This window comes from Herbaspirillum sp. LeCh32-8 (assembly GCF_017814915.1).
Taxonomy (GTDB): domain Bacteria; phylum Pseudomonadota; class Gammaproteobacteria; order Burkholderiales; family Burkholderiaceae_D; genus Herbaspirillum.
On the sequence record NZ_JAGIPZ010000001.1, the window covers coordinates 618229 to 635606 of the forward strand.

The window sequence follows — 17378 nt, forward strand, 5'->3', positions numbered from 1 at the left end:
ACGAGGCGGCTCCGCGATCTCGCTGCCTTGTGACGCGGTGACGGCCTCAGAAGGTTTGCCAGTCGTCATCCGCGGCCGATGGCTGCGGCTCGGGCCGGCTGCGTGGTGGCGCAGCCGGTGTTTTTTTGGGGGGTGCGAGCGCTTTGGTCGCGGCCGGGTGCCCGGCGCTGGTCGAAGAGGGGGGCGCCATCGGCGATACTGCGCCGGCGTGAGCGCCGGCCTTGAGTTTGAACACCGCCACCATCTGCGCCAGCTTGTTGGCCTGGTCCTGCAGCGATTGCGCTGCAGCGGCGGCTTCTTCCACCAGCGCGGCGTTCTGCTGCGTGGTTTCATCCATGCCGACGATGGCCAGGCTGACTTCCTCGATGCGTTGGCTCTGACTGCGGCTGGCCTGCGAGATCGCGCTCATGATCTCGGATACGCTGCGCACGCTTTGCACCACTTCCTGCATGGTGGCGCCGGCCTGTTCCACCAGCTTGCTGCCGGAGGCGACCTTTTCCACGGAGTCGTCGATCAATCCCTTGATTTCCTTGGCGGCGGCCGCCGATCGTTGCGCCAGCGCGCGCACTTCGGTCGCCACCACGGCAAAGCCGCGTCCCTGTTCCCCGGCGCGCGCCGCTTCCACGGCCGCATTCAGCGCCAGGATATTGGTCTGGAAGGCGATGCCGTCGATGACGCTGATGATGTCCACGATCTTGTGCGCCGACTGATCAATCGACTGCATGGTGCGAATGACCTCGGCCACTACGTCTCCGCCGCGCGTGGCGATGGATGAGGCTGAACCGGCCAGTTGATCCGCCTTGGCGGCGTCGTCGGCGTTGTTCTTGACCGTCCCCGTCAGTTCGCGCGTGAGGGTAGCGGTTTGCGCCAGCGAGCCGGCCTGCTCCTCAGTGCGCGAGGACAGATCGAGATTGCCCTGGGCAATCTGGCTTGACGCGGTGGCGATCGAGTCGATGCTGATCTTGACCTCGCCCACGATGCGCACCAGGTTGTCGTTCATGCCCTTGAGCGCGGTCAGCAATTGCCCCGTTTCATCCCGGCCGCCGCCTTCGATATGCGTGCTGAGGTCGCTGGCGGCTACCGTCTGCGCAATCCCGACCGCCTGCTTCAACGGAACCGTGATGTTGCGGTTCATGCCCCACGCGAGTGCCGCCGCCAGCAGCGCGCCGACCAGAGCGCCGAGGCTCAACGTCAGCGAGGTGAGGCGGGTAAGCGATTGCACCGCAGCGTTACGCTCCTTCATCAGTTGCATTTCGTCCTGGATGATGTCGGCGAAAATCTGGCGCATGCCATCCATCATCGTCTTGCCTTTGGCAGCCTGTTCGAAGGCAATCGTGTCGGGGATGCTTTGCGGGCCGTCGGCGCGGCGCAGCGCAATCGAGGGCGAGGCGGCGCTTTGCACCCATTGCTTCTGCATCTCGGCGAGTCGCGCCAGCCTTTGCTGCTGGTTCGGGTTATCTCCGGTCAGCTTGCGCGCGAGGGCGAGATTGCGGGCGAATTCTTCCTCTCCTGCCTTGTAGGGAGCAAGCGAAGCCTCATTGCGCGTCAGGGCGAAGCCGCGTTGTCCCGTTTCCATGTTGACCAGGCTGAGCATTGCGCCATTGACGGCACCGACGACGGCGTGGCTGTGCTCGTTCCATTCGCTGGATTGTTTCAGTTGGGAAAAATTGCCGTAGGCGACCAGAATGATGCCGATGAACAGCAGGGCAAGGATGCCAAAGCCTGCGTACAGGCGTGCGCCGATCTTCAGGCGAGAGAATCTCATGGGACGTTCCTCCAAGGGAAAATGGATAACAGCAAGACATATCGAATTTTTATTGTTAAACGAACATCTTCCCTCGTCCCCCTCCATACTGCTTTTGTTTTCCTTTTTGCAAACTTTGGGTTAGCGGGGGAAAGTCCGCTCTTATCCGGAACAAGCGCGCACATGCCCATAAGTTCGCGAAGAAACGGGTTTTTGTCATACAATGGTTTCTTGACTGAAAGAGCGCGCGCAGCGCCGGTTTCAGGGCGAGTTGCGCAGCTATCGGGGAACTATGCGAACGATCAACGGCGGTAATCATCAGTGCGGGGGGCGGTTCTGAAGCAATCGTCTTTGCAGCGGCTGTTCATCCTGCCGTTCATCTTCCTGATGATCTGCCTGGCGCTGACCATCGGCTGGTTCCTCTATCGCGCCGGTGATGACGCCACCGAGGTGTTGGCGCGCAATGCACTGATGGAAGTGATGGGGCGCGTGAGCCAGTCGATCGAGCGCCAGACCCTGAGCGCGCGCGAAAGCCTTAACGTAGTGGCGCCGCCGCCGGTGCCGTCGGCCAAGGCCGGCGAAGCGCCGGCGATACTGCCATTCCCCAAGGATCGCAAGCAGCTCGAAGAGCGCCTGTGGCTGGCCAATTTCCTGATCGACGACGCCAGCTACGTCTATTTCGGCGGCGCTGACGGCAGCTTCCTGGGCATCAAGCAGGAAAGCCCGAATGTCTTCATGTACAGCGTGCGCGAGCCGGAGGGCAAGGACTACGTCTACCACCTGCGCGGCCCCAACACCGAGATGACGCTGACCACCGTGCAGGACTACGAGCCGCGCAAGCGCCCGTGGTACACGCAGACGGTGGAGCGCGGTCGCCAGACCTGGTCCTCGGTCTACACCGATTTCCGCCAGAAGCATCTGGGCATCAATCTCTCCAAACCGGTCTACGACACTGACGGCACTTTCCTGGGCGTGGCCAACAGCAGCATCGGCTTGCGCCAGCTCACCGAATTCCTGCAGAAGCTGCCGCTGGGACGCAACGGCGTGGCCTTCGTCACCGAACTCAAAGGAGACATGATCGCCACATCCCTGGACGAGCCGTTGCACGAGGTCAAGGGCGATACCGGCGAATTCACCCGCCTGAAGGCGCAGCAAAGCAAGTCGCCGCTGGTGCAGCAGGCTTTCGCCGAAGTGCAGCGCCATCTGGCGACGCAGCGCGTTGAGCCGGGCCAGCTGGTGCTGCTGGGCGCGCGTGCCGAGGGCAGCAAGATCGAGGTCGCCTTCCGCCTGCATCACGACGATGCCGGTCTGGACTGGCTGGCCATCAGCGCCGCGCCGCGCTCGGACTTCCTGGGCTCGGTCACCGGCGGTGTGTACCAGACGCTGCTGCTGGGCCTGGTGGCGGTGTGCCTGACCTTCGTGATCGGCTTCCTGTTGCTGCGCTGGGTGCTGCGCGATATCCGCAAGCTGACGTTGGCGGCCAAGAGCATCGGCAACGGCAGCCCGTTCCCGGCGCTCAACATCGACCGCAACGACGAAATCGGCCAACTGGCGCACAGCTTCCAGGAGATGGAGCGCAACCTGCGCACGGATCGCCTGACCAATGTGCTCAACCGCGATTCGCTGATCGCGCAGATCGACTTCCGCCGCCGCAATTCGTCCGAGGCCAACCCTTTGCACTTCGCCATGCTGTTCATCGACCTGGATCGCTTCAAGGCGGTCAACGACGAACATGGTCACGATGAAGGCGACAAGGTGCTGATCGCCATCGCCGAGCGCCTGCAGCACACGCTGCGCCACGACGACTCGGTGGCGCGCTTCGGCGGCGACGAGTTCGTGGTCTACCTGCATGGCGTGTCCGACATGGAGATCGCGCGCACCATCGCCGACAAGATCCGTCACTCGGTCAACAAGCCCATCGACGGACGCAACGGCAACAGCTACACGGTCGACGCCTCGGTCGGGGTGTCGCTCTATCCGGCCGACGGCCTGGATGTGGAAACCCTGCTGCGCGTGGCCGACTCGCGCATGTTTGACCAGAAGCGCCTGCATCGCATGCTGTCGGTGTGAGGCCGCCGCAATGACCTGCTAAAGGAGAATGTCATGAACTTTGCCACCTGCGACCTGTGCGATGCCAATGAGGACAAGCTGGCCGCGGGGACGCTGCATGTGCTGCCGCCGATCTTCGCTTCCTTCGGACGCAAGCCGGCCTTCGCCGGTCCGGCCAGAACGCTCAAGGTGTTCGAGGACAACGTGCTGGTGCGCGCCGCGCTGGAGACCCCGGGCGACGGTCATGTGCTGGTGGTGGACGGCGGCGGCAGCCTGCGCTGCGCGCTGGTGGGCGGCAACCTCGGCCAGCTGGCCGAGAAGAACGGCTGGGCCGGCATCCTGGTCAACGGCTGCGTGCGCGACGCGCTCGAGCTCAACGCCTGCGAAGTGGGGATCCGTGCGCTGGCCACGCATCCGCAGCGCAGCTTCCGCAAGGGCGCCGGTGACCGCGACCTTCGCGTCACCATCGCCGGCGTGGCGGTGCATCCGGGCGACTGGATTTATGCGGATGTGGACGGCGTGCTGGTGTCGCGCGCTGCGCTCTGAGCGAAAGCATCCTCAATAAAGAACGGCTTCCCGCGGGAAGCCGTTTTTGTTTGCGCCTGTGTGCGCGTCTTGGGGAGGAACGGCTCAGTTCTTGCGCAGAATATTGTCGATCGCTGCCGTCTGCGTCACGATTTCCTGCAGGTCCTGGTTCAGCAGGCTGGCGCGCCGCTGCAACGTGGCCCAGCCCGACCAGGCGCTGGCTTCGGCGGCCAGCGGCTCGGGCGTGACCGGGCCGACCAGTTCGATCCTGCCCGACAACGCCTTCTGTTCCGGCGCCTCCGGCGACACCACCACGGCGCCTTTGCGCTTCCTGGGTTGGGGCGCGAGGATGCGCTGGGCTTCGGCCAGGTGCTGGCTGGCTTCCAGGTAAGTGTCTTCGATCAGCTTGTTGACCGGGCCTTCGGGGACGTTATCCTGATGGCGCCGCAGCATCAGGCGCAGCGCGGCGATGTGCGCGGCCACCAGATAGTTCTGCACGATGAAGCGGTTCAGCTCCTTGACTGCGCGGTGCTTGGTCACCGGCTCGTCCATCATGCGCACCAGCGCCGAGATCAGCGCCGCCAGGCTGTCCATGAAGCCCTTGCGGCAAACGCGGTAGAAGAAGTCGTCCTTGACCTTGCCCTCCAGCATGTCGCGGCTGGCGGTGAGGTAGCGCTGGCTGGCCTTGAGCACGTTGCGCAGCAGCTTGGGCAGGTCGCGGTATTCCCAGGCCGGCAGCACGTAGCTGAACAGGGTGGCGATGACCACGCCGATGATGGTGTCGATCAGGCGCTCGCCGATCACGCCCTGATGGCCGGCCGGCACCAGCAGGTTCAGCAGCATCAGGATCTGCACCGAGGCGGCGATGGCGGTGTAGCGGTACTTCACGTAGGTGAAGGCCGGCGCGGCCACGCTGGCGGCGAACAGCACTGCCATCTGGCCCATCGGGTTGTGCACGAAGCGCAGGATCAGCATGGTGATCAGGCAGCCGATGATGGTGCCGATCAGGCGATCGGCCATGCGTTGCTTGGTGGCGCTGAAATTGGGTTTGAGGATGATGACGATGGTCAGCACGATCCAGTAGCCGTGCGCCATGTAGGGCAGGTGGTTGGAGATCCACAGCCCGGTGGTCACCGCCAGCGCCACGCGGATGGCGAAGCGGAAGATCGGCGACTGCCAGCGCATGTTCACCAGCAGCATGTTGAACTTGAACTTTTGCTGGGTCAGGAAGGGCGTCATGTCCGATCCCGGCAGGATCGGGATGGGGTCGACCGGGTTCTGCGTGGCCTGGTGCAGCTGGCCGATCAGCTCGATGATGTCGCGGATCTTGTTGTAGGTGACGCGCAGGATGGTCAGCGCTTCCTCGGAGGCCTGGTTCGGCCCCGGTTGCGCCATCTGCTGCATCTCGAACTGCAGCGCGCGCAGCTCCGCCTTGTAGCTCACCAGCGGCGCCGAGGCGCGCTTGCGGGTGATGGCGTAGGCGATCGATTCAATGTCCTCGCCGGCCTTGTTGGCAAGGTCGCGCAAGAAGATCATCACATCGGCATCGCCGAAGTGGTTGCGCAGGAAGGCATAGTCGGCATGGGTGGACAGGACCTGCTCGTAGAGCTCCAGCATCGACAGGTGCACCTGCACCAGCAGGCCGTCCTGCTTGGTGTACAGGTCGCGCAGGATCAGGTCGCGCGAGGCCTGCTGCTTGTCGGCCACCACGATTTGCTGGCGCACCAGCTGGTTGAACTGGTTGGCGAGGTCGTGCCGTACGTCATAGAAGTCGGCCTTGATGCGCAGGTAGCGCGCCAGCTCGAACAGCGCCTCGGCCAGCACCTGCTGCTTGATGCGGCGGCGCAGGAACCACGACACCGCCATCGAGTAGGCCAGGTAACCCAGGCCGCCGGCCAGGAAGAACAAGGCGTGCAGCAGGGCGTCGGCGATCGGCACCTGGTTTTCCATCGACAGCGTCATCACCATCAGCGCGGCGAACTGCAGCGGCATGGTCTTCTTGCCGTACACCACCATCATGCTGGCGAAGAAGCTGACCACCACCATCATGGCGCTGACCAGCCAGGGAATCGGCGCGGCCAGGCTGATCACCAACATCACCACGGTACACAGCAACACGCCGGCCAGCATTTCATTGAATTTGTGACGCAGCGGGCTGGGCAGATCCATCAGGCTTGTGCACAGCGCGCCCAGAAACACCGTCATGGTGGTTTGCATGTCGGCCACGTTGTAGACCAGCATCGTGAAGCCGACCACTCCGATCGCGATCCGCACCCCAGTATAGAAATAATGACTGAATAGAAACGTGCGGATGTCCAGGGCGTAATGCATGAAGACGTATCGACGTTGAATCGCCGTTCAATTTTAGTAGGTGCTTATTCTGTGCCTTCTCGGACGATTAAACAACAGAGGGACGGCCCCGGTGTTCAAAACAAATACCTTGAACAAAACGGAGCGAGGAAGGTCGGGCGCATGCAGCGGCGTCGGCAAGCGGCTGTGCGCGGGCACAGCACGAACGAAGTGAAGTTTTTTCACCGCCGCCGGCCATGCAGGCGAGGGCGGCGGTGGATAGATCACGCAATCAGGGCAGCGGGAACACGAGGCAGGTGGTGGTGGCGTGGGCGTACAGCTTGCCCTCGGCATCGATGATGCGGCCTTCGGCGATGCCGACTTGCTTGCCCACCTGGATGACTTTGCCTTCGGCACGCACCGGGCCGACCTTGTCGGTGAGCGCGCGCACCAGGTTGACCTTCAGCTCCAGCGTCGTGTAGCCCATGCCTTGCGGCAGCATCGAATGCACGGCGCAGGCCACGGCCGAATCCAGCAGCGTGCAGAAGTAGCCGCCATGCACGCTGCCCAGCGGATTGTAGTGGCGCTTGCTGGGCGTGCCCTGGAACACGATGCGCCCGGGTTCGCCCTCGACCGGGATGAAGTCCAGCGTCTCGGCGATGGGCACCGAGGGGAGCAGGCCGTCCCAGATCTTCTGCAGGAATTCCATGCCGCTGCCGGCCTTCAGGTCTTCCAGGCTGGATACGCCCGGCGGCGCCAGCTTGGCGCGGACTTCTTCTTCCTGCTTGCGCCACAGCGCGAGTGTCTCTTCTCTGGTGGTCATTGTGCTTCCTCTGGACGCGCGGCGTCCTGCGTCTCTCTTATAGGTGGTGGATCGGGAGGCCTTGCCTGCGGCAAGTGACTTTTATTATGCAAGACGATAGTGCGGTCGTCAAAAATTTCTCGAACGTTCGTTTTAAAGCGTCAGTTTGATGGTCTGCAGGTTCTTGCCGAGCTTGCCGGCAGTGAAAGAAGAGCTCGGGCAAGGCCCCTTTTTCACGATGAGAATTTTTCATTTCGCATCGTGAAAACTGCAGGTGCACAGCATCAAAAACATTTTTCATTTTCCGAATTTTCTTTCCGTATCGCGAAAATGTGTAATTAAGTGTTTGATTTTATTGGTATAAATAATTTAATAATGTCTTATATAAGACATTGTTGCTCTGCACATGGCGGGACTACTATGAAGTCATGGAATTCGCGATTTCATCCAGTTTTTAAACACCTCAACATTGATGGAAAAGGAGAACACCATGAGCACACGTGAACAGCAGATCCAGGCACTGGAACGCGACTGGGCCGAAAACCCGCGTTGGAAGGGTATCAAGCGCAATTACACCGCCGCCGACGTGGTTCGCCTGCGCGGTTCGCTGCAGGTCGAGCACACGCTGGCCAAGCGCGGCGCCGACAAGCTGTGGAACCTGGTCCATAACGAGCCCTTCGTCAACGCCCTGGGCGCGCTGACCGGCAACCAGGCGATGCAGCAGGTGAAGGCCGGTCTGAAGGCGATCTACCTGTCCGGCTGGCAAGTCGCCGGCGACGCCAACCTGGCCGGTGAGATGTATCCCGACCAGTCGCTGTACCCGGCCAACTCGGTGCCGATGGTGGTCAAGCGCATCAACAACACCTTCGCCCGCGCCGACCAGATCCAGTGGTCCGAAGGTCGTGACGACATCGACTTCTTCGCGCCCATCGTGGCCGACGCCGAAGCCGGTTTCGGCGGTGTGCTCAATGCCTTCGAACTGATGAAGTCCATGATCGAAGCGGGCGCCGCCGGCGTGCACTTCGAAGACCAGCTGGCGTCTGTGAAGAAGTGCGGCCACATGGGCGGCAAGGTGCTGGTGCCGACCCGCGAAGCCTGCGAAAAGCTCAATGCGGCGCGCCTGGCGGCCGACGTGATGGGCACCAAGACCCTGGTGATTGCCCGTACCGACGCGGAAGCGGCCGACCTGCTGACCTCCGATGTGGATGCCAACGACAAGCCGTTCCTGTCCGGCGAGCGCACCGTCGAGGGCTTCTTTAAGACCCATCCGGGCATCGACCAGGCGGTCTCGCGCGGCCTGGCCTACGCCGAATACGCCGACATGGTGTGGTGTGAAACCGGCAAGCCGGACCTGGCCTTCGCCAAGACCTTCGCCGAAGCCATCCACGCCAAGTTCCCGGGCAAGCTGCTGGCGTACAACTGCTCGCCCTCGTTCAACTGGAAGAAGAACCTGGACGACGCCACCATCGCCAAGTTCCAGCGCGAGCTGGGCGCGATGGGCTACAAGTTCCAGTTCATCACGCTGGCCGGCTTCCACGCCCTGAACTACTCGATGTTCAACCTGGCGCATGGTTATGCCCGCAACCAGATGTCGGCCTTCGTGGAGCTGCAGGAAGCCGAATTCGCCGCCGCCACCAAGGGCTTCACCGCGGTCAAGCACCAGCGCGAAGTCGGCACCGGTTACTTCGACGCCGTGACCCAGGCGATCCAGCAAGGCCAGTCGTCGACCACCGCGTTGCACGGCTCGACCGAGGACGAACAGTTCTTCGAAGACAAGTCGGAGAAGAAGGCGGCCTGATGACGCAGCCGTAACGATGGTCTTGAGTGTGGTGTGACGCCGGCCTGTTTCGTGTGCAGGCCGGCAGGGGTGATCCCCCAACCTGGAACCGCAGCCCAAAAGGCTGCGGTTTTTTTATGGGTGGTGTGGCATGACGAACGTCACTGGATCCCGGCCTGCGCCGGGACGATCGGTAGTAGAGGGATTCGCTCGACCGAGCGTTCAGGAAACCTTCCCATGGTCGTCCCGGCGCAGGCCGGGACCCAGCGTCGTTGAGTTGACGGCGCTGTAGGGAGAAACTACAACGTACGCTGCCCGCTGATGCGCCCGTCGCGCACTTCGAAGACTTCATCGCCCAGCGCCTCGACGTCGGCCGGGTCATGGGTGATCAGTAGCATGTGCACGTCCAGCCGTTGTTGTAGCTCGGCCAATTCGCGCCGCATGCGTTCGCGCAGGGAGGGGTCGAGCGCGGAAAAGGGCTCGTCCAGCAGCAGGATGTCGGGTTCCGAGACCAGCGCCCGCGCCAGCGCCACGCGTTGCCGCTGGCCGCCGGAGATCTGGCTGGGGTGGCTGCCCGCCACCGCTTGCAGCTCGAAGGCCGCCAGCCATTTCTGCACGGCCGGGTGCGAGGCCGGGCGACGCAGGTTGAAGCAGCCGCGCGCAAGGCCGAAGGCGATGTTCTGCGCCACGGTCAGGTGCGGGAAGAGGGCGTAGTCCTGGAACAGATAGGCGACGTTGCGCTCCTGCACCGGGACGTTGATTTGTTGCTGCGCGTCGAACAAGGTGCGGCCGTCCAGTCGGATGTGGCCGGCGTCGGGCGTCATCAAACCGGCCATGGCCTTGAGCGTGAGGCTCTTGCCGGAACCGGAGGGGCCGTACAGCACGATACGGTCGCTGTCGGAGGCGAAGGCGATGTCGAGGTCGAACACGCGGTCGCCCGCGCGCAGTTTTTTCTGGATCTGGAGTTCGACGCTCACGGCGGGTGCGAAGGGAGAAAAGAGAAGAGGGAAGCTTAGCGCAATCAGCGCAGCTGCAGCTGGTTGCGGTCCGGCACCAGGCGTCCGGCCAGCATCAGCACAGCCACGCAGGTGATGGAGGTGATCACTACCAGCATGGTGGCGGCGCCGTCGTCACCGGCTTGCACCGCCTCATAGATGGCCACCGACAAGGTCTGGGTGCGCCCCGGCAGGTTGCCGGCCACCATCAGGGTGGCGCCGAATTCACCCAGCGCGCGGGCGAACGCCAGCAGCACGCCGGCGGCGATGCCCTTGGTCGCCAGCGGCAGGCTGACGCGGAAGAACACGCCGGCTTCCGTCACGCCCAGCACGCGGGCGGCGTTTTCCAGCTGGTGGTCGACGTTCTCGAAGGCGGCGCGCGCAGCCTTCAGCACCAGCGGGAAGGCGACGATGGTGGACGCTACTACTGCGCCTTGCCAGGTGAACACCAGCTGGATGCCCATGCTATCCAGCCAGGCGCCGAAGGTGCCGCGGCGACCGAACAGCACCAGCAGGTAATAGCCCAGCACCGTTGGCGGCAGCACCAGCGGCAGCGTCAGCACCGAGTCGATGAAGTCACGCAGCGGCGAGCGCCAGCGCGACAGCCCGTAGGCGGCCGCCACGCCTAGCACCATATTGGCCAGGGTGGCCAGGCCGGCGACCTTCAGCGAGAGCAGCAGTGGTGTCCAGACCGGGTGCATGGCGTGCGCGTCCTTGTGCAGCTATTACGGTTTCAGGAAGCCGTAGCGCGCCAGCACGGTCTGGCCGGTCGGCGACAGGATGTAGCTGACGAACTTGTCGGCCAGTTCCTTTTGCTGGGTGCCGGCGGTCACGGCGATCGGGTAGGTGGCCGGGGTGTCGGACGGGATGCGCACGGCGACCTTGACCTTGTCCGGCATCACGGCGGCATCGGTGGCGAACACGAAGCCGGCGTCGACCTCGCCGCGGGCGACGTAGTCGAGGCTGGTGCGCACGTTCTCGGCCATCACGCCCTTGGCTTGCACTTGCGACCACAGGCCGGCTTGCTCCAGCGCGGTCTTGGTGTAGCGGCCGAACGGCACCGAGGCCGGGTTGCCCAGCGCGATGCGCTTGTATTCAGGCTTGGTCAGGTCGTTCAGGGCGGCAGGCACCAGCTTGGCGTCATGCGGGATGATCAGCACGATGCCGTTGGCGGCGAAGTTCTTGCGGGTGGCCTGGTTGACGGCCTTTTCGGCGACCGCCTTGTCCATCGCGGTCTGGTCGGCCGAGGCGAACACGTCGGCCGGCGCGCCGCGCACGATCTGCTGCATCAGGATGTCGGAGGCGCCGAAGTTGGTGACCACTTTCACGCCCGGATTCTGCTGTTCGAAAGACTGGGCCAGCTCCTTGAAGGCATTGGTCAGGCTGGCGGCGGCCGAGACCACCAGGTCGGTGGCGTGCGCGGCGCTCGCGGAAAACATCAGGGTGGCGGCGAATGCCGCGCCGAGGGCAGCTTTCAGGCGTGTTTTCTTCAGCATCTGTGGTCCTCTGGTTTGGTGTGGAAATCGGCGCCAGGCACATGGGGTGTGCAGACAAGCAAAAGCGCGCGGCCCCCGGGCGACGCGCGCTTGAATTCGTCGAAATATACGCAAGGATATAGCGGCAGTCAACCGGATGCCTAACTGTGCTCGATTCCACGCCGCTTGTGTGTACCCACCGCTGCGACGCCCTTGTACAATCACGCGCATGAATGATTCCAAGACCATCCGATTGCGCGTGATGCAGGGCGACGCCATCGCCTTCGGCCCGGGGAAGGCCGAGCTTTTGCTGGCCATCGAGCACGCCGGGTCGATCTCCGGCGCCGCGCGCGAGATGGAGATGTCCTATCGCCGCGCCTGGCTGTTGGTGGAGGAAATGAATCGCTGCTTCGCCAGTCCGCTGGTGACTACCGCCACCGGCGGCGCGCGCGGCGGCGGCGCTGTGGTCACCGACGTCGGGCGCGATGTGCTGGCGCGCTACCAACGCATGCAGAAGAAGGCCAACGCCAGTATTGCCGCCGATCTTGCCTACTTGCGTTCGTTGATGGGCGACGAGGCACCATGAGGGGCGCCGCCGATGCATGAAATCTGGCTCAAATACCGGCTGCGGGTGCTCAATGCCTGCCGCGTCTCGGAAAGCCATTCGATGTTGTTGTGGGGCGCGTTGGCCGGTTTTGTGGGAGCGCTGGCGACAATCGCCTTCCGCGAATGCATTGCGCTGCTGCAGCAATTGCTGACCGGCCAGGACGGCAGTTTCGTCGATATCGCCAAAAACCTGCCTTGGTATATGCGGGTGCTGCTGCCCACTTGCGGCGGCGTGGTGGCGGGCTTGTTCCTGGTCTGGGCCAAGCGCACCCCGGCCGGCGCCGGCGGCGACTATATGGAAGCGGTCGCCATCGGTGACGGCGCCATTCCCGTGCGCAACACGCTGTTGCGCAGCATCTCTTCGCTAGCCACGATTGCCTCGGGAGGCTCCATCGGTCGCGAAGGGCCGATGGTGCAGCTGGCCGCCTTGTGCGCCTCGCTGGTGGGCAAGTTCTCGCATTTCCCGGCGTCGCGCCTGCGCCTTCTGGTGGCGTGCGGCGCGGCGGCCGGCATTACCTCGGCCTATAACGCGCCGATCGCCGGCGCCTTCTTCATCACCGAGATTGTGCTCGGCTCGCTGGTGATGGAAAGCTTCGGGCCGGTGGTGGTGGCCTCGGTGGTGGCCAACATCACCATGCGCGAGCTGCCCGGCTACAAGCCATCCTATGAAATGCCGTTCTTCCCCGAGATCGCCGGCTGGGAGGTGCTGTTGTTCGTCGTGCTGGGCGTGCTGGCCGGCATGCTGGCGCCGCAGTTCCTGCGGGTGCTGGAGTTCGGCAAGGCGGCCTTCGGCAAGTTGCGGCTGCCCTTGCCGGTGCGCCTGGGCGTGGGCGGCCTGCTGGTCGGCCTGATTTCGATCCGGGTGCCGGAGGTGTGGGGCAACGGCTACAGCCTGGTCAATTCGCTGCTGCATACCACCTGGGTGTGGCAGGCGGTGCTGACGGTGCTGGTGGTCAAGGTGCTGGCAACCTCAATTACCGTGGGTTCCGGCGCGGTGGGGGGGATTTTCACGCCGGTGCTGTTTGTCGGCGCCTCGGTGGGCTTTTTGTTTGGCGACGCGGCGCAGGCGCTGCTGCCGTTCCATGTATCGCAGCCGTTCGCCTACGCGATGGTCGGCATGGGGGCGTTTCTGGCGGCAGCGTCCAATGCGCCGCTGATGGCCATTCTGATGATCTTCGAGATGACGCTGAGTTACCAGGTGGTGCTGCCGCTGATGCTGTCGTGCGTGCTGGCCTATGTGGTGGCGCGCGGCCTGGACGGCCGCTCGATGTACGACATCACGCTCAAGCGCCACAAGGATGCCGAGGAGCGCCTGCGCCTGCGCGGCACCCACATGAGCGAGCTGATTCGCCCGGCTGAGACGGTGTTGCGCGAGGATGCCAGCTTGGAAGAGGTGAGCGCGGTGTTCCTCAAGTACCCGGTGAAATATGTCTACGTTGTGGACGAGCGCGAGCGCTACCAGGGGGTGGTGGCGCTGCAGGACATCACCTCCTGGCTGCTGGACAAAAAGGAGCCGGGCGGGCGCCTGGCTCGCGATTTCCTGCGGCGGCATTTCCTGCATGAAGTGACGCCCGAGATGTCGTTGGGCGAAGCGCTGCAATTGTTCCTGGATCACCAGGGCGAGCGCCTGCCGGTGGTGGCCAGCGCCGAAGATCCGCGCCTGTTGGGGGTGGTGTTCAAGACCTCGCTGCTGGATGCGTATTTCAGGCTGGACCGCTCGGGCAACTAGGCGGCGTAATTCCCTGTTAATTATTTTCAGGCGCTGTTGCCGTCGGCGCTGGCTCGCATCTTCAGGCCGGGCGCGGCTTCCCCCTCCGGCAAGGCTGGCGCGGGCATCGGCAACTGCTGTTTCTTTGTAACAAAAACGGGACGGCGGGCCTAAGCCACTCGTATCCTTGCTAGAATGCCAAACGTTTTCCTCTGTCGGACGGCGGCATTGCGCCGACTCGTGCGATTTCCAACCCCTTCTAATACGAATTCCAAATGCTGAGTTATCGCCACGCTTTTCATGCCGGCAATCACGCCGACGTCCTGAAGCACATGGTGGTGATTCAATTGATGCGCTACCTTGGGCAGAAAGACACTGCCTACATGGTCATCGACACGCACGCCGGCGCCGGCGTGTATGCGCTCGATGGCGACTACGCCAGCAAGAACGCAGAATACGAAACCGGCATCGCCCGCCTGTGGAACCGCGACGACCTGCCGGAAGCGGTGCAAGAGTACGTCGACGTGGTCAAGTCGCTCAATCCGAGCGGCAAGATGCGTTATTACCCCGGCTCGCCGTACTGCGCCGAGAAGACCATGCGCGACCAGGATCGCCTGCGTCTGTTTGAGTTGCACCCGACCGAGGTCAAGGTGCTGGACCAGAATTTCCGCAAGCTCGAAGAACACGCCGCAGCGCAAGGCCAGCGCCCGAGCGCGCGCGGCAAGCGCGTGATGGTGCAAAAAGGCGACGGCTTCCTGGCGTTGAAGGCGATGCTGCCGCCGCCGTCACGCCGCGGCTTGGTGCTGATCGATCCCCCTTATGAAGACAAGCGCGATTACGCGCGCACGGTCGAAGTGCTGCGCGATGCGCTGACGCGCTTCCCGACCGGCATGTATGCGGTGTGGTATCCGGTCCTGCAGCGCAACGAGTCGATCCAGCTGCCCGAGCGCCTCAAGCGCCTGGGCGCCAAGAGCTGGCTGCACGTCACGCTGGCCATTCACGGCCCGGCGCCGGACGGTTTCGGCTTGCACAACAGCGGCATGTTCATCCTCAATCCGCCGTGGACGCTGGAGCCGATGCTGCGCGAGCTGATGCCTTACCTGGTCGACGTGCTGGGTGTAGACGAGAGCGCCGGCTTTGTCCTCGAATCGGGGGAAGTATGACGACTGCTCATTCGTTGCGCATGAGTATTTATGATTTTTTTGATGTTGATAGTTTCCCGCATGGTGGAAGCGATGCCGAATCGGCATACAATGTCGGGATTGCTCAAAATAAAGAATCATTGCATCGCTTGGGGTAACTAAAATAACAACCATGCCTGATCAGTCATCTGACAATTCCAACGCCGCGCAGCACGCCCTGGATTTCTTCCTGGCACGCCAGCCCATCCTGAACCGCGAGCAGGATCTGATCGGCTACGAGCTGCTGTTTCGCAGCGCCGCGTTCGGTCCGGCCAACGTCAAGGACGGCGTGACGGCGACGGCGGCGGTGATTGCGCACGCGTCCGAACTGGGGCTGTCAAACGTCATCGGCAACCTGCAGGGCTTCATCAACGTCGATGCGGCAGTGCTGATGAGCGACTTCATCTACTTCCTGCCGGCCGACAAGGTGGTGCTGGAAATCCTGGAAACGGTGCGGGTCACCCCGGAACTGGTGACGCGCGTGCGCGAGCTGGTCAAGGCGGGTTACGTGTTCGCGCTGGACGACGTGGTGGCGGAGTCGGCTGAAATCGAACAACTGCTGCCGATGATCAAGATCATCAAGATCGACGTGATGGAAGTCGATCCCAGCAAGCTGCTGAAGCTGTCGGTGCATTTCAAGCGCGCGCAGAAGGAGCTGCTGGCCGAAAAGGTCGAGACGCTGGAGCAGTTCAACGATTGCGTGACCTTCGGCTTCGATTATTTCCAGGGCTATTACTTCGCCAAGCCCATGATCTTGCAGGGCAAGAAGCTGGAAGCGTCGAAAGTGGTGATCATGCACCTGTTGACGCTGCTGGTGCGCAACGTCGACAACGGCGAGATCGTGCGCTACATCAAGCGCGACGTGGCGCTCAGCCTGACGCTGCTGCGCCTGGTCAATACGCCCGTGTACGGCTTCCAGAAATTCATTGATTCGCTCGGCCAGGCGCTGATCGTGCTGGGTCGCCGCCAGTTGAAGCGCTGGCTGCAGATCCTGCTGTACGCCAACACCGAGAAGGACAAGGCCGCGCTGTCGCCGCTGATGATCCTGGCCGCTACGCGCGGCAAGATGTTGGAGTTGATCACGGCCAAGCTGCGTCCCGGCCGCCGCAAGATGTCGGAGATGGCCTTCACGGTCGGCATCATGTCGCTGGTCGATGCGCTGTTCGGCATGAGCATGGAAAGCGTGCTGCGCCAGATCACCGTCAGCACCGAAATCCGCGAAGCGCTGCTGCGTCGCACCGGCTTTTACGGCATGGCCCTGAAGCTGGTCGAGTGCACCGAGCAGCGTGAGCAGGATCAGGAGGAAATGCAGCGTCTGCTCGACGAGCTGCAGCTGTCGGCCGACGATTTCTTTGAAGCGGAAAAGTACGCCTTCGAGTGGGGCAACAGCATCTCCACCAACAACGTTGGCCAGTCGGCCAATGTGTCGATGGCGCCGCCGCCGGACGGCTACATCGACGACGATGACGACGATTGAATCAAGGTCGTGCCGGATGAGGTGATGAACAAAAGGCTGCTGTCGAAGCAGCCTTTTTCATTTCTGCTGGATCTCTGTTTTATGTCTTCTTGTTTCCGGCCTTGCAGGCCGTGACGCCACAACGGCAAGGCGCGACGACGAATTCAGTGCGAGCGATATTTCTTCATGCGCGCGGCCAGCCGCCGCAACAGGCGCGCCAGCCGGCTGCCTTCGGGACGGGTCTTCCAGCGCGCGGCGAAGCGGCGCAGCGAGCGCTTGAGCGTCGCCAGCAAGGCGTGCGCCTGGCGCCAGCCGGCGCTGGCATGCAATTGCGCGATCACCCTGTCCTTGAAGGCCAGCAAGCGGTCATGGGCGCGCTGGAACCATGCCAGCGACAACAGGCTGCGCCGCGTCAGCGCGTAGATGCGCGCCACCAGCGCGGTGCCGAATATCTTGGCGGCGAGGATGATGAGCAGGCCCAGCGTGGGGTGGCCGTGGGTGATGGAGAGCAGCGCCAGGATCTTGACCGGCAGCAGCAATAGCGTGGGCGCCAGGAAGATCAGCAGCGCGGCATAGGGCGAGAGCCGCTCCACCCAGCGTTGCAGCCGAATCAGGAACGGCCAGGCAGGAATGCGCGCCAGCACGGCCTGGGTGACATCCCACAGCCACTCCTCCAGCATCAGCAGCAGCGCGGCCGTGTAGATCAGCGGCGCCAGCAGCCGGCGCCGCCATTTGGCATGGCGCGGCGGCGGTGGCGTGGGTTGCGGCACG

The 17378-nt window shown here is 63.2% G+C and carries 14 protein-coding genes; 7 read left to right on the forward strand and 7 right to left on the reverse strand.

The annotated features are described in order from the left end of the window. Nucleotides 1-46: 46 nt before the first annotated feature. Complete coding sequence (locus tag J8I26_RS22770) at nucleotides 47-1765, reverse strand: methyl-accepting chemotaxis protein (RefSeq protein ID WP_209603878.1); 1719 nt, start codon at nucleotides 1763-1765, stop codon at nucleotides 47-49. 366 nt (nucleotides 1766-2131) lie between these two features. Here J8I26_RS22770 and J8I26_RS02935 point away from each other — a divergent pair, with 366 nt between their 5' ends. Beyond that, nucleotides 2132-3814, forward strand: coding sequence for a sensor domain-containing diguanylate cyclase (locus J8I26_RS02935; RefSeq protein WP_209604772.1), 1683 nt, complete (start codon nucleotides 2132-2134; stop codon nucleotides 3812-3814). 33 nt (nucleotides 3815-3847) lie between these two features. Then, nucleotides 3848-4339: a ribonuclease E activity regulator RraA gene (rraA, locus tag J8I26_RS02940; RefSeq protein WP_209603880.1), complete on the forward strand. Its 492-nt coding sequence runs from the start codon at nucleotides 3848-3850 to the stop codon at nucleotides 4337-4339. Nucleotides 4340-4423: 84 nt separating this feature from the next. Here rraA and J8I26_RS02945 read toward each other — a convergent pair whose 3' ends face one another. After that, complete coding sequence (locus J8I26_RS02945; RefSeq protein WP_209603882.1) at nucleotides 4424-6649, reverse strand: FUSC family membrane protein; 2226 nt, start codon at nucleotides 6647-6649, stop codon at nucleotides 4424-4426. A 250-nt stretch (nucleotides 6650-6899) separates the two neighbouring features. Further along, nucleotides 6900-7430 carry a PaaI family thioesterase gene (locus tag J8I26_RS02950; RefSeq protein ID WP_209603884.1) on the reverse strand — a complete coding sequence of 177 codons (531 nt, stop codon included), beginning with the start codon at nucleotides 7428-7430 and terminating at the stop codon, nucleotides 6900-6902. A 469-nt stretch (nucleotides 7431-7899) separates the two neighbouring features. On the opposite strand from J8I26_RS02950, the gene aceA reads away from it, so the two are divergent. After that, on the forward strand, nucleotides 7900-9207 hold the full coding sequence (aceA, locus tag J8I26_RS02955; RefSeq protein WP_209603886.1) for an isocitrate lyase: 1308 nt from the start codon (nucleotides 7900-7902) through the stop codon (nucleotides 9205-9207). A 278-nt stretch (nucleotides 9208-9485) separates the two neighbouring features. Here the strand turns inward: aceA and J8I26_RS02960 are convergent, their stop codons facing one another. The 3 genes from J8I26_RS02960 to modA are packed head-to-tail and all read right to left on the reverse strand — an operon-like array spanning nucleotide 9486 to nucleotide 11677. Next, entirely contained in the window at nucleotides 9486-10163 is a 678-nt protein-coding gene (locus tag J8I26_RS02960; RefSeq protein ID WP_209603888.1) for an ATP-binding cassette domain-containing protein, read from the reverse strand. A gap of 44 nt (nucleotides 10164-10207) precedes the next feature. Next, the gene (gene modB / locus J8I26_RS02965; RefSeq protein WP_209603891.1) at nucleotides 10208-10882 is read right to left on the reverse strand and encodes a molybdate ABC transporter permease subunit; all 675 of its coding nucleotides are present in this window, start codon (nucleotides 10880-10882) and stop codon (nucleotides 10208-10210) included. A 24-nt stretch (nucleotides 10883-10906) separates the two neighbouring features. Beyond that, nucleotides 10907-11677 carry a molybdate ABC transporter substrate-binding protein gene (gene modA, locus J8I26_RS02970; protein WP_209603893.1) on the reverse strand — a complete coding sequence of 257 codons (771 nt, stop codon included), beginning with the start codon at nucleotides 11675-11677 and terminating at the stop codon, nucleotides 10907-10909. Between the two features lie 208 nt (nucleotides 11678-11885). On the opposite strand from modA, the gene J8I26_RS02975 reads away from it, so the two are divergent. From J8I26_RS02975 to J8I26_RS02990, 4 genes are all read left to right on the forward strand, one after another. Next, nucleotides 11886-12242 carry a LysR family transcriptional regulator gene (locus J8I26_RS02975; RefSeq protein WP_209603895.1) on the forward strand — a complete coding sequence of 119 codons (357 nt, stop codon included), beginning with the start codon at nucleotides 11886-11888 and terminating at the stop codon, nucleotides 12240-12242. A gap of 12 nt (nucleotides 12243-12254) precedes the next feature. After that, nucleotides 12255-13991: a ClcB-like voltage-gated chloride channel protein gene (locus J8I26_RS02980; protein WP_209603897.1), complete on the forward strand. Its 1737-nt coding sequence runs from the start codon at nucleotides 12255-12257 to the stop codon at nucleotides 13989-13991. Between the two features lie 254 nt (nucleotides 13992-14245). Continuing rightward, nucleotides 14246-15133 (forward strand): 23S rRNA (adenine(2030)-N(6))-methyltransferase RlmJ, encoded by an 888-nt coding sequence (gene rlmJ / locus J8I26_RS02985; RefSeq protein ID WP_209603899.1) that lies wholly within the window; start codon nucleotides 14246-14248, stop codon nucleotides 15131-15133. Between the two features lie 151 nt (nucleotides 15134-15284). Beyond that, entirely contained in the window at nucleotides 15285-16628 is a 1344-nt protein-coding gene (locus tag J8I26_RS02990; RefSeq protein ID WP_209603901.1) for an EAL domain-containing protein, read from the forward strand. A 143-nt stretch (nucleotides 16629-16771) separates the two neighbouring features. Here the strand turns inward: J8I26_RS02990 and J8I26_RS02995 are convergent, their stop codons facing one another. Then, on the reverse strand, nucleotides 16772-17377 hold the full coding sequence (locus tag J8I26_RS02995) for a hypothetical protein (RefSeq protein ID WP_209603903.1): 606 nt from the start codon (nucleotides 17375-17377) through the stop codon (nucleotides 16772-16774). Between the last annotated feature and the right edge of the window lies 1 nt (nucleotide 17378).